The organism is Yimella sp. NH-Cas1, assembly GCF_022359705.1.
GTDB lineage: Bacteria > Actinomycetota > Actinomycetes > Actinomycetales > Dermatophilaceae > Yimella > Yimella lutea.
The window spans coordinates 2,916,321-2,927,772 of sequence record NZ_JAKSGG010000003.1 but is presented as its reverse complement, the minus strand read 5'-3'; the positions used below and the strand labels follow the sequence as shown (position 1 = coordinate 2,927,772).

Below are 11,452 nucleotides of genomic sequence, written 5' to 3'. Positions count from 1 at the left end.
GATCGGCCGGTCAACCGGCAAGCCGGCGCCAGGCCATGTGGGCGATACGGCGCTCGTTGGCGAAGGTCAGCCGGGAATCGACCTCGTCCAGCCGGAACCAGGCCGCGTCGACGGCTTCCTGGTCGGGGTCGTTCTCGACCGTGATCTCGCCGTCGAGTGCCTCGAGAAGATAGTGGTGCACTCGCTTGTGGATCCGAAATCGAGGGGTGCTGAACCAGTAGTCGATGGTGCCGAGCGTGACCAGGGCGCGACCGTAAATGCCGGTTTCCTCGGCGACCTCGCGCACTGCTGTCTCGACCAGCGTCTCGCCGGGCTCGACGTGACCCTTGGGCAGGCACCATTCCAGGCGTCCGGCTCGGTTGTAGCGGGCAATCAGCGCCAGCCAGGCGGCTCCGGAGCGGACGTCGATCACCACTCCACCCGCGGAAATCTCCTCCAACGACGGCAGTCGCCGCTGCGGGCGACTGGCTCGAGGAACTTGGAGGGTCATTTGTTCACTGTAACCAGGCGATGCGGCCCGGTAGAAGACTTCGACCTAACCTTTGGAGGTGCCCGATCAGCAGTCCCCCTCCCCGACCCCAGAGTCCGCCGCGCCGTCCGCAGCACAGTCAGCGGCGTCGTTGCGCGTTCTTCGCGAGCGTGCGGTCACCCACCTCGCGCCCCATCTGAAGGTGCTCACCGAACTCGGTGAGATCTTCACCGGTGCCGGCCACGAACTGGCGCTCGTCGGTGGTCCGGTGCGCGATGCGTTCCTGGGGCGCGGAAGCGTCGACATCGACCTCACCACGTCTGCCTCGCCGCAGCAGACCGAGGCCTTGCTGAAACCGTGGGCGTCCACCACCTGGGACGTCGGCCGTGACTTCGGCACGATCGGTGCGCAGAAGGGGCAGTGGAAGGTCGAGATCACGACCTACCGCGCGGACGCGTACGACGGCGTGACTCGCAAGCCGATCGTCGCGTTCGGCGACAACCTGAACGACGATCTGATCCGCCGGGACTTCACGGTGAACGCGATGGCGATGCGGCTGCCGTCGCTGGAGTTCATCGACCCCTACGACGGACTCGGTGCGCTGGCCCGCAAGGAGTTGGTCACGCCTGCGCCGGCCGAGGTGTCCTTCGGCGACGACCCCCTGCGGATGATGCGCGCAGCTCGGTTCGTCGCACAGCTCGGCTTCACCGCCGCGCCGTCAGTGGTCGAGGCCATGACCGAGCGTGCGGCCACGATCAACATCGTGTCGCCCGAGCGGGTTCACGACGAGCTGGTGAAGCTGATAGTGGCGCCCGACCCGCGCGCCGGCCTCGAACTGCTGGTCGACACCGGTCTGGCCGAGCAGGTGCTCCCCGAACTGCCCGCGTTGAAGCTCGAGATCGACGAACACCACCGTCACAAGGACGTGTACGAACACTCGCTCACCGTGCTTGACCGGGCGATCGCGCTGGAAGGTCCGCGGTCGGTCGAGGCTCTGGAGTCACCCGCGGTCGTCGATGGACCCGACCTGGTACTGCGGTTGGCCGCGTTGCTGCACGACATTGGCAAGCCGGCGACGCGCAGGTTCGAGTCCGGTGGCGGGGTGTCCTTCCATCATCACGAGATCGTCGGCGCCAAGCTCGCCCGTAAGCGGATGCGGGAACTGCGTTTCGACAAGGACACCATCCGCGATGTCACCAAGTTGATCGAGTTGCACCTGCGTTTCCACGGCTACGGCGGCGGCGAATGGACCGACTCCGCGGTGCGCCGTTACGTCACCGACGCCGGGTCGCAGCTGGCGCGCCTGCACCTGCTGACCCGCTCCGACTGCACCACCCGCAACCGGCGCAAGGCCGCCACCCTCGCGGCGACGTACGACGATCTTGAGCGCCGCATCGCCCGCCTGCTCGAGCAGGAGGAACTGGGCAAGGTGCGTCCGGAGCTGGACGGCAACCAGATCGCGTCCGTGTTGGGGATCCCGCCCGGCCCAGTGCTGGGCCGCGCGTACAAGCACCTGCTGGCCTACCGCCTGGACGCCGGCCCGGTCGGCGAGGACGCTGCGCGCGAGGAGTTGTTGCGCTGGTGGGCCGAGCAGCCCGAGTCCTCGCGAACCTCCTAGTTCCGCGCGGGGTTGTCACTCCAGGACGACGAGGATGTCGCCCTCCTGGACGACGTCGCCCGGCACCACGCGGACATCGGTGACTGTGCCCTCCCATTCGGGCACCACCGGAATCTCCATCTTCATCGACTCCAGCAGCACCAGTTCCTGACCGGCCTCCACCTTGTCGCCGATGGCGACCTGCACCTGGGCGACGTTGGCGACCAGATCGCTGACGATGTCCTGGCGGGCGGGGCGTTTGAACGGGGCCATGCCGGCCATCGTGGCACGACGGGAGCTTTACCCGCCGGTATCAGTCATTGATCCGGGACGGCGGTCGATGCTCAATTGTTCTGACAAATCCTTGACACCCTTCCGGACGGCCGAAAAGCTTGGGAGTGCGGCGCCGCCGGGCGCTCCACTGCTTCGAACGGCTCGGAAGGACACCCCATGCGCATCGGCCTGACGGGAGTGGGACGCATCGGTGCGTTCCATGCCGCCACGCTCCACTCCCTTGCATCCGTCGACGAACTCGTGCTCTACGACTTCGTCGGCGACCAGGCGCGCAAGGCCGCCGATGGGATAGGCGCCGAGGTGGTCGACAGCGAGGACGCGTTGCTCGCTGCCGGTCTGGACGGGTTGGTGATCGCGACCCCGACGCCGGGGCACGCGCCGATGCTGCGCAAGGCGATCGCGGCCGGCGTCCCGACCTTCTGTGAGAAACCGGTCGCCGCCACGCTGGACGAGACGATCGACCTGACCCGCTTGGCGGAGGCGTCCGACACCCCGGTGCACGTCGGTTTCCAGCGCCGCTTCGACCACGGCTACCAGCGGGTGCAGCAGGCCGTCGCCGCCGGCGAACTCGGGTTCATCCACACGATCCGCAGCCACACCCTCGACCAGAACCCGCCGCACGCGTCCTACATCCCGACATCCGGTGGCATCTTCCGCGACTGCAACATCCACGACTTCGACGTGGTGCGCTTCGTGTCCGGACGCGAGGTCGCCACCGTCTACGCGACCGGCGGTAACCAGGGGGCCGAGTTCTTCAAGGAGTCCGGCGACTACGACACCGGCGGCGCGATGCTCACGCTCGACTCCGGGACCGTCGTCCAGATCTCCTCCACCCGCTACAACGGCCAGGGTCACGACGTGCGCACGGAGGTCTTCGGCAGCAAGGGTTCGATGTGCGTCGGGCTCGACGACACCCTCGCGATGGTCTCGGCCGAGGACGGCGTCGACTTCCCCAAGGGGCCGGTGCACACCAACTTCATGGACCGCTTCCTGCCCGCCTACCAGGCCGAACTCACCGCGTTCTTCGACGTCGCGTCCGGGCTGCGGGAGAGCCCGTGCACGGTGCGGGACGCGTTGGAGGCGTTCCGGATCGCCGAGGCCTGCGAACTGTCGCGGATGCGTGGACGTCCGGTGTCGATGGACGAGGTCGCCACGGCATGAGCGCCCTCGCCTCCCGCATCGCCGGCGCCCCGATCAGCTGGGGTGTGTGCGAGGTGCCCGGCTGGGGCTACCAGTTGCCGCCCGAAGTGGTGCTCGAACAGATGCGTGGAATCGGGCTGCAGGCAACGGAGTTCGGCCCAGACAGTTTCCTGCCGCAGAACCCGGACGCGAAGGTCGAGACGCTGGTCTCCTACGACCTGCGGGCGGTCGGCCAGTTCGTGCCGGTCGTGCTGCATGACCCGGACCACGACCCGCTGCCGGAAGTGCTCAGCGCGATCGACTCGCTGGTGTTGGCGCAGGCGTCGACCGTCGTCATCGCCGCCTCCACCGGCCAGGACGGTTACGACGCCCGTCCGGTGCTGGAGCAGGAGCAGTGGGGATCGTTGCTGCACAATCTCGATCGCATCGACGCCGCCGCGACCGAGAACGGTCTGTGCGCGACGCTGCACCCGCACGTCGGCACGATGATCGAGAGCGGGCAGGAAGCGCTGCGGGTGATCGAGGGTTCCTCGATCGCGCTCTGCCTCGACACCGGGCACCTGCTGATCGGTGGAGGCGACCCGGTGGCGATCGCCGAACAACACCCCGACCGCATCGGGCACGTCCACCTCAAGGACGTGCGCCTCGACCTCGCCCGGCAGGCGCAGGACGGCTCGCTGACCTACATGCAGGCGGTCGCGCAGGGGATGTATGTGCCGCTCGGCGACGGTGATGTGCCGATCGATCGCATCGTGCGCAGTCTGGAGGCGTCCGGCTACACCGGTTGGTACGTGCTCGAACAGGACACGATCCTGGACGTCGATCCGGTCGGGTCGGATCTGGAACCCATCGGCGACGTCAGCCGGTCGGTCGGTTACCTGATGTCGATCGCGCTGGACTGATACGGAAGGGGAGGGCGCCACAACGTTCACGCAACGGTCGGTTATCTTCCCGTGTCGATTCGACCGCCGGAACGCGGCGACTGAGATAGTCGCCAGCAGACAAAGTCCCACTTCTTCATCGCCGTCCCAAGGACGTGACGGAAAGGAACAGCCATGACTGGCAAGGCTGCAATCAAACTGGCGGCCGTCGGTGCCGCCGCAGCGCTCGCGATCACCGGGTGCAGCAGCGACTCCGGTGGCAAGAAGGCCACCGAGTCGGCGTCCTCCAAGGCGGCCGGTGGCAACGGTGGCGTCGACACCCCGTCGATGACCGTCGCCCTGGTCACCCACTCCGGTCCCGGCGACACCTTCTGGGACATCGTCCGCAAGGGTGCCGAGACGGCCGCGAAGACGTACAATATCAAGCTCGAGTACTCCGCCGACCCCGACGGCACCAAGCAGGCATCGCTGGTGCAGGCCGCCGTCGACAAGAAGGTCGCCGGGGTTGCCACGACCCTGGGCAAGCCGGACGCCATGAAGGGCGCCGTCGGCAACGCCACCAAGGCGAAGATCCCGGTCGTCGGCGTGAACTCCGGCAGCGACAAGGCCAAGGAGTTCGGTCTCATCGGGTTCTTCGGTCAGCCGGAGAAGACCGCCGGTGAAGCGGTGGGCGACAAGCTCAAGGCCGCCGGCGCGACCACCCCGCTGTGCATCATCCACGAGCAGGGCAACGTCGGCCTCGAGGACCGCTGCGCCGGTGTGAAGGCGAAGGTGCCCTCGACCCAGACGCTGTACGTCGACGGCAAGAACCTGCCGAACATCGTCACCAGCGTCCAGGCCAAGCTCTCGCAGGCCAAGAACATCGACTGGATCATCGGACTCAACGCCGACGTGTCGCTGAACGCGCTGAAGGGCCGCGACGGGGCGTCGTCGAAGGCGAAGGTCGGCACGTTCGACACCAATGCCGAGCTGGTGAAGGCGATCAAGGACGGCAAGATCGAGTTCGCGATCGACCAGCAGCCGTGGCTGCAGGGTTACCTCGCGATCCAGTCGATCTGGCTCTACAAGTACAACGGCAGCACGGTCGGCGGCGGTCAGCCGACGCTCACCGGGCCGGCGTTCATCGACAAGAGCAACGTCGACGCGGTCGAGAAGTACGCCTCGCAGGGCATCCGCTGATTCATGAGTTCCACACCGACGACGAAGGGTGACGACCGGGTCAAGGCCCGGTCGCCGCTCAGCGGTCTGCTCAGCACGCCCGAGGTCGGAGCGCTCATCGGAGCGGTCGCCGTCCTCGTCCTCTTCCTGACCGTCGCGCCCCCGTTCCGTTCGGTGGCGGCGATCGGCACGATCGGGTACCTCGCGTCCACCATCGGGATGATGGCGGTGCCGGTGGCGTTGCTGATGATCGGCGGCGAGTTCGACCTGTCCGCCGGTGTGGCCATGACGACATCGGCGCTGGTCGCGTCGATGTTCGCCTGGCAGTTCAGTACCAACCTGTGGGTCGGGGTGATCGTGGCGCTCGCGGTCGCGTTGCTCGTCGGCTTCCTCAACGGGCTGTTGTTGGTGCGGACGAAGCTGCCGAGCTTCCTGGTGACGCTCGGCACCTTCTTCATCCTGCAGGGTTTCAACCTGGCGATGACCAAGAAGATCACCGGCGGGGTCACCTCGCCGCGGATCTCGGACATGGACGGGTTCGACGCGGCGCAGAACATCTTCGCGGCCTCGCTGACCATCGGCCGGGTGAACCTGAAGATCACCGTCCTGTTCTGGATCCTGCTCACCGCGCTCGGTGCGCTGGTGCTCGCCAAGACCCGGCTCGGCAACTGGATCCTCGCCTCGGGTGGCGACGCGGACGCGGCCCGCGCGGTCGGCGTCCCGGTCACCAAGGTGAAGATCGGGCTGTTCATGTTCGTCGGGTTCTGCGCCTGGCTGCTGGGCATGCACACGCTGTTCAACTACGGCAGCGTGCAGTCGAACATCGGTGTCGGCGACGAGTTCATCTTCATCATCGCCGCGGTCGTCGGCGGGTGTCTGTTGACCGGCGGTTACGGCTCGGTGATCGGTGCCTCGCTCGGCGCGCTGATCTACGGCATGACCAACCTCGGCATCACCTACGCCGGCTGGAACCCCGACTGGTTGAAGACCTTCCTCGGCATCATGCTGGTGCTCGCCACTCTGGTGAACACCTACATCCGGCGACAGGCGGAGAAGCGATGACCGACATCGGTGCCCCTCTGGAGGAGAAGACGCCGGACGCGTCCGGACGCGGCCCGGTGGTCGAGCTGAAGGACGTCGGCAAGTCCTATGGCAACGTCGAGGCGCTCGCCGGCGTCGACCTGGTCGTGCGGCAGGGCGAGGTCACCTGCGTGCTAGGCGACAACGGCGCCGGCAAGTCGACGCTGATCAAGATCATGGCCGGACTGCACGAGCACACGTCCGGCGAGATGCTGGTCAACGGCGAGCCGACCCGGTTCAAGTCGCCGCGGGAGGCGCTGGACGCCGGAATCGCGACCGTCTACCAGGACCTCGCGCTCGCACCGTTGATGTCGGTGTGGCGCAACTTCTTCCTCGGCAAGGAGATCCGTGGCCCGCTCGGGTTGATGAAGATCGCCGAGATGAAGAAGATCACCGGCGCCGAACTGTCGAAGATGGGCATCCGGATCCCCGACCTCGACCGACCCGTCGGTGCGCTGTCCGGTGGCCAGAAGCAATGTGTGGCCATCGCCCGCGCGATCTACTTCGGCGCCAAGGTGATCATCCTCGACGAGCCGACCGCCGCCCTCGGTGTGAAGCAGTCGGGCGTGGTGTTGAAGTACATCATCAAGGCTCGGGACGCCGGCCTCGGCGTCGTGTTCATCACCCACAACCCGCACCACGCCTACCTCGTCGGCAGTCACTTCGTCGTGCTGAAGCTCGGCGGTGTGGCGCTGGATCGAGAGCGTTCGCAGATCACGCTGGACGAGCTGACGGCGCAGATGGCCGGCGGCGAGGAGCTGGAGCAGTTGTCGCACGAGCTCGAGCAGTTGGAGTCCTCGCCGCGCGACTGACCGCCCGTCCGTCCTGCCCCCGCAGTTCGCAACTGTTGCGAGCCGGGCTCCACCAACTCGATCAGTGGGGCCTCACCGGATTCGGTCCGATCACCTCCATGCGGACGTGGTCGTCGCGGTACTGCACGACGACGCGCCGCCCTTCTCCGCTCAGGCGCTCGATCGCGGCGTTGTGCACGACCTCGCCGTCCATCGGCCATCCGTCCGGCTGCGGGAGCCAGTGACACAACAGCACCTCGCCGCCCTCGGTCAGACTTTCGCGAACGCGGTCCAGCAAGGCGTCCCAGCGGCGCGGGCTCAGGAAGTAGCCGACCTCGGACAGCACGACCAGGTCGAACCTGCCGTCCGGCCAGTCCTCGGGTGCATCGCGCTGCTGGATTTCGGCATTCACCGGTACGCGTGCGGTTGCGGCGCGAACCGCGTGGGCGCTCGCGTCGATACCGAGTACGCGGTCGCAGCGTTCGGCCAGATCAGTGGTCAGTGCACCGATCGAGCAGCCGACCTCGAGCGCCGACTCGTACCGAGCACGCGTCAGCAGACCGAGCGTCACCGCTCGCTTGCGCCGTTCGTACCAGGACTCGTCGACGTTCCACGGGTCCGCCTGCTCGTCGTGCAGGTCGTCAAGAGCTTGATCCTGAATCACGTTCTGCGACAGCAGGATCTCCTGAGCACGTGCGAAATGCTGCAGCACGTGATCTGGCAGGAGCGCCTCGTCGCCTGGGGCGTCCGACAGCGGCTCGACCTGACTGGTGTGCGCCGCGATCGCCGTCCGCTTCCATTCGACGGTCGACGGGGTCAGATCGATGGAAACGGCTGACTTCCAGGCGAACTCGTCGACCGAATTCCAATGCCAGGCCCAGATCGGGTAGCCGAGGTGGGTTGCGTCCGTGCGGTGGGCGGCCAGCGCGGCCGCCTGCGCCGCCGCAGCGTGGTCGGGGTGCCGGTCGGCGTGCCAGGGTGACAGCAACAGCGTGGACGCGCCGTCCAGACCGATCGTCTCGACGATCGCGTTCACCGGCTTGTCGCCCTGCTCGGCCAGCGCGCCGTCGGGCAGGCCGAGCGTGACGACCGACGCGTCCGGAGCCAGCGACGACACGGCGTGACGCACCTCGGCCTCCCGGATGCGGCGCAGTTCTTGCGGAGAGTGTGTCGGTGAGTTCGGATGTGACGCAGCGCCATCGGTCAGAACGACGACCGTGATCCTCAGCCCGAGAGCGGCTGCAGTAGCCATCAATCCGCCGGCGCCGAGGGTCTCGTCGTCCGGATGCGCGGCCACGACGACGAGGTGCTCGAAGGCCCTCAGATCGAGCGTCGGAAGGTCGCGCGACGCGAGAGCGGCGAGCCAGTCCCGCTCGGGAGTGCCCGGGTCGGCGAGGTCGAACGTCTGCGTCATTCCTGCACCACGGACGAACCGATCGCGGCGAGGTCCCGCTCGGCATGCCACTGACGCACGTACAGGTGCAGGTCGGCGACCCGGGCGGCGTGCTCCTCGTTCCCGACGAGGGGCCCGGGGCCGAGGCCGTGGTCGACGGCGGTCATCACCGTCTCGCAGGTCTGAGCCACGATCGTGCGCACCCGCGCCGCGAGCAGACCGGGGTCGTCCACGGAGCCCGCATCGATGTCGGCCGCAGCTTGCCGCAGGGTGCACCGGGCCGCGTGCAGCGCGGCGTCGCAGCGCCCGATGTGCATGAGGGCGATCTGGTCGGGCTTACGTTTCCCGGCGGCGGTCGTCAGCGCGGACGCAAGCGCCACCGCGGCGCCGAACCACACGGCTGCGACACCGATGCCGCCCCACGCGAACCCCGGCCGGCGCAGGTACCAGCCCGCGTCACCGACGGGCGTGGCCGCAACCCCGGCGAACTCGACGGACTCACTCGTCACCTGCGGCAGACCGCGGGCGACCCAAGTGCCGCTGGTGGCGGTCACTGCGTCCTGTTGCAGGTCGACGGCGAACAAGCCGCGTTGCGAGTCGTCGACCCACGCGGTGACCAGCGCATGGTCGAGGTGTGCAGCCAGCGAGCACCACGGCTTGACCCCGTCGAGTCTCCACGCGTCCCCGTCCGGCGACGCGGTGAGCCGGACGCCGGGACCTTCCGCAGCGAACACACCCCAGGTGCCGGAGGGCGCGTCGTCGCCGGACTCGGCGAGGATCGCCCGCGCGTCCAGCTGCGGCTCGATGGTGCGTGCCACGGTCAGATCGATCATGCCCAGACGGGCGAGGCCCTCCCACAGTTCGATGGTCGATCCCGACCCGGGCAACGGCAGCGCCTCGGCGATGCGGGGCGCTAGCGCCAGAGCCTCAGCCGCGTCCCCTGCTGACCGCCGGGCCTGCTCGTAGAGATCATCCGGTCCGGCGTCCGGCGCCAGTCCTGCGCGAGCCTGCGGGTCACTCATCGGGGTCTCCCTCGTCTACGTCCACCCCTGCGGGCGAAAGTGCATGCATCATTGGGTTCGGCGGCAAACTTCGCGCGCTGCCAACGGCCATTTGACCACTGCGAGGTGGCACCGTGTGCCCAAACGCATTGTCCTCCGAAACGAGAATCGACATCGAAACCTGTCCCCGCAACATCCTTGTCGTCGTGCCGGCGCGCGACGAGGAGGCGCTGCTGCCTGCCTGCCTCGACGGCCTCGAAGCTGCGATCGAGCGGTTGAGCGTCGAACGGCCCGAAACCCGGGTGACCTGCGTGGTCGTGCTCGATCGGTGTACCGACTCCTCCGCCGACATCGTCGCCTCTCGGCATTGGGCGCACGCGTTGGTCAGTGCCTTCGGCCAAGTCGGGGCAGCCCGTCGCGCCGGTGTCGAGCACGCCGCGGCGCTCGCCGGCGTGCAGGACGCCCGTGCCGCCTGGGTGGCCAACACCGACGCCGACAGCGTCGTCCCGGACCACTGGCTCACCCGGCAACTCGAACTCGCCTGTGGAGGGGCCGATCTGGTGCTAGGGACGGTGGTGCCCGATACGCTCGGCGTCGATCCGCGCGTCATCGAGGCATGGCATGCGCGACATGTCCTGGCGGAGGATCACCCGTACGTGCACGGAGCGAATCTCGGCGTCCGGCTCAGCACCTACCGCCGCGCGGGCGAGTTCCCGGAGCTGCCGGTGCATGAGGACGTCCGACTCGTTGACGCGATCCGGCGCGATGGTGCGGCGGTCGTCGCCACCGCGACGGCGCCCGTGGTGACGTCCGGACGATTCGTTGCACGAACGCCGGAAGGTTTCGCGGGCTACCTGCGCGGCCTCGCCGAACCGCCGGACAAGATCGTCTCGGCTTAACGCAGCATACGGACATCGAGAGCTCTCTCGAGCGCCTCGTCGCCGCGCCGTTCGACCCGGAATGCCGGGTGACCGTCCTGCTCACCGATGGCTTCGAGGAACTCGCCGTCGCGGAAGACCAGGGCGGTGTGATCGTCGACCGCCCACCCGTCCTTCAACGCGCCGGAGGCGACCCAGCCGAGGTACTGATCTCGGCGCTCGGACTCCCCGAGATAGTGCGGGCACGCGCTCCCGGGCAGAAAACCGAGATCGTCGTCCAAGGGCGCGAGCGGTCCGAAGGAGTCGGTCGACGACTGCTCGAACCAGCAGTTCATCCCCGCGCTGATACCGGCCAGCACAGTGCCGTGCGCCGCCGCGCGCCGCAGGATGTCGGGGAGTCCGTGCAGGCGCCACACCGCGAGCAGGTTCGCGGTCGACCCGCCGCCGACATAGATGAGGTGCTGGTCGAGCAGCATCTCCGGGTCGAGGTACCCCCACGGATCGTGGCAGAACAGCGACAGCACGGACGTCGTCGCGCGGCCCGCGAAAGCCTCCTCGAAGCGCTGCGAGTACCCGTCCGCGTCCCCGCTCGCGGTCGGCACGAAGCAGACCTTCGGCGTCGAGGCTCCCGTCAGGTCGAGCAGGAAGTTGTCGATCGCGGAGTCGCGGTGTGCATCCGAGAACCCGCCGCCGCCCAGAGTCACGATCGTCCCGTTCATGTTTCGACCCTTTCGGTCGTGGAGTCCCGGCGCAACTCGGTGTCTGCCGCG

12 protein-coding genes are annotated in these 11,452 nt (G+C 67.9%); 7 read left to right on the top strand and 5 right to left on the bottom strand.

Annotated elements, in window-relative coordinates; genetic code table 11:
• Positions 1-10: 10 nt before the first annotated feature.
• The gene (locus MF407_RS14440; protein WP_129626344.1) at positions 11-490 is read right to left on the bottom strand and encodes an NUDIX hydrolase; all 480 of its coding nucleotides are present in this window, start codon (positions 488-490) and stop codon (positions 11-13) included.
• A 58-nt stretch (positions 491-548) separates the two neighbouring features.
• Between MF407_RS14440 and MF407_RS14435 the strand changes: the two genes are divergently transcribed.
• On the top strand, positions 549-2,087 hold the full coding sequence (locus MF407_RS14435; RefSeq protein ID WP_239702716.1) for a CCA tRNA nucleotidyltransferase: 1,539 nt from the start codon (positions 549-551) through the stop codon (positions 2,085-2,087).
• A gap of 15 nt (positions 2,088-2,102) precedes the next feature.
• On the opposite strand, the gene MF407_RS14430 is transcribed toward MF407_RS14435, so the two are convergent.
• Positions 2,103-2,339, bottom strand: coding sequence for a biotin/lipoyl-binding carrier protein (locus tag MF407_RS14430; RefSeq protein WP_129626340.1), 237 nt, complete (start codon positions 2,337-2,339; stop codon positions 2,103-2,105).
• A 177-nt stretch (positions 2,340-2,516) separates the two neighbouring features.
• On the opposite strand from MF407_RS14430, the gene MF407_RS14425 reads away from it, so the two are divergent.
• The 5 genes from MF407_RS14425 to MF407_RS14405 all read left to right on the top strand — a co-directional run bounded on the left by MF407_RS14425 (position 2,517) and on the right by MF407_RS14405 (position 7,431).
• Positions 2,517-3,521 (top strand): Gfo/Idh/MocA family oxidoreductase, encoded by a 1,005-nt coding sequence (locus tag MF407_RS14425; RefSeq protein WP_129626338.1) that lies wholly within the window; start codon positions 2,517-2,519, stop codon positions 3,519-3,521.
• The gene (locus MF407_RS14420) at positions 3,518-4,402 is read left to right on the top strand and encodes a TIM barrel protein (protein ID WP_129626336.1); all 885 of its coding nucleotides are present in this window, start codon (positions 3,518-3,520) and stop codon (positions 4,400-4,402) included. Before MF407_RS14425 ends, MF407_RS14420 begins: the two co-directional genes overlap by 4 nt.
• A gap of 153 nt (positions 4,403-4,555) precedes the next feature.
• Positions 4,556-5,560, top strand: coding sequence for a substrate-binding domain-containing protein (locus MF407_RS14415; protein ID WP_129626334.1), 1,005 nt, complete (start codon positions 4,556-4,558; stop codon positions 5,558-5,560).
• A gap of 3 nt (positions 5,561-5,563) precedes the next feature.
• On the top strand, positions 5,564-6,601 hold the full coding sequence (locus MF407_RS14410) for an ABC transporter permease (RefSeq protein WP_129626333.1): 1,038 nt from the start codon (positions 5,564-5,566) through the stop codon (positions 6,599-6,601).
• Positions 6,598-7,431 (top strand): ATP-binding cassette domain-containing protein, encoded by an 834-nt coding sequence (locus MF407_RS14405; protein ID WP_239702715.1) that lies wholly within the window; start codon positions 6,598-6,600, stop codon positions 7,429-7,431. The genes MF407_RS14410 and MF407_RS14405 overlap by 4 nt, the downstream gene beginning before the upstream one ends.
• 61 nt (positions 7,432-7,492) lie before the next feature.
• Here MF407_RS14405 and MF407_RS14400 read toward each other — a convergent pair whose 3' ends face one another.
• Both MF407_RS14400 and MF407_RS14395 read right to left on the bottom strand, forming a co-directional pair.
• Positions 7,493-8,824, bottom strand: coding sequence for a PIG-L family deacetylase (locus MF407_RS14400; protein WP_239702714.1), 1,332 nt, complete (start codon positions 8,822-8,824; stop codon positions 7,493-7,495).
• Positions 8,821-9,825 carry an acyl-CoA dehydrogenase family protein gene (locus MF407_RS14395; RefSeq protein ID WP_239702713.1) on the bottom strand — a complete coding sequence of 335 codons (1,005 nt, stop codon included), beginning with the start codon at positions 9,823-9,825 and terminating at the stop codon, positions 8,821-8,823. The genes MF407_RS14400 and MF407_RS14395 overlap by 4 nt, the downstream gene beginning before the upstream one ends.
• Before the next feature lie 185 nt (positions 9,826-10,010).
• Between MF407_RS14395 and MF407_RS14390 the strand changes: the two genes are divergently transcribed.
• On the top strand, positions 10,011-10,703 hold the full coding sequence (locus tag MF407_RS14390; RefSeq protein ID WP_239702712.1) for a glycosyltransferase: 693 nt from the start codon (positions 10,011-10,013) through the stop codon (positions 10,701-10,703).
• Here MF407_RS14390 and MF407_RS14385 read toward each other — a convergent pair.
• Positions 10,700-11,401 (bottom strand): peptidase E, encoded by a 702-nt coding sequence (locus tag MF407_RS14385; protein ID WP_239702711.1) that lies wholly within the window; start codon positions 11,399-11,401, stop codon positions 10,700-10,702. The two genes, MF407_RS14390 and MF407_RS14385, sit on opposite strands and share 4 nt — an antisense overlap.
• Between the last annotated feature and the right edge of the window lie 51 nt (positions 11,402-11,452).

Bases quoted from the DNA above. Each gene is read 5' to 3' on its own strand.
- MF407_RS14440 (WP_129626344.1), bottom strand. From the start codon at position 490: ATGACCCTCCAAGTTCCTCGAGCCAGTCGCCCGCAGCGGCGACTGCCG.
- MF407_RS14430 (WP_129626340.1), bottom strand. From the start codon at position 2,339: ATGGCCCCGTTCAAACGCCCCGCCCGCCAGGACATCGTCAGCGATCTG.
- MF407_RS14425 (WP_129626338.1), top strand. From the start codon at position 2,517: ATGCGCATCGGCCTGACGGGAGTGGGACGCATCGGTGCGTTCCATGCC.
- MF407_RS14420 (WP_129626336.1), top strand. From the start codon at position 3,518: ATGAGCGCCCTCGCCTCCCGCATCGCCGGCGCCCCGATCAGCTGGGGT.
- MF407_RS14415 (WP_129626334.1), top strand. From the start codon at position 4,556: ATGACTGGCAAGGCTGCAATCAAACTGGCGGCCGTCGGTGCCGCCGCA.
- MF407_RS14410 (WP_129626333.1), top strand. From the start codon at position 5,564: ATGAGTTCCACACCGACGACGAAGGGTGACGACCGGGTCAAGGCCCGG.
- MF407_RS14405 (WP_239702715.1), top strand. From the start codon at position 6,598: ATGACCGACATCGGTGCCCCTCTGGAGGAGAAGACGCCGGACGCGTCC.
- MF407_RS14400 (WP_239702714.1), bottom strand. From the start codon at position 8,824: ATGACGCAGACGTTCGACCTCGCCGACCCGGGCACTCCCGAGCGGGAC.
- MF407_RS14395 (WP_239702713.1), bottom strand. From the start codon at position 9,825: ATGAGTGACCCGCAGGCTCGCGCAGGACTGGCGCCGGACGCCGGACCG.
- MF407_RS14385 (WP_239702711.1), bottom strand. From the start codon at position 11,401: ATGAACGGGACGATCGTGACTCTGGGCGGCGGCGGGTTCTCGGATGCA.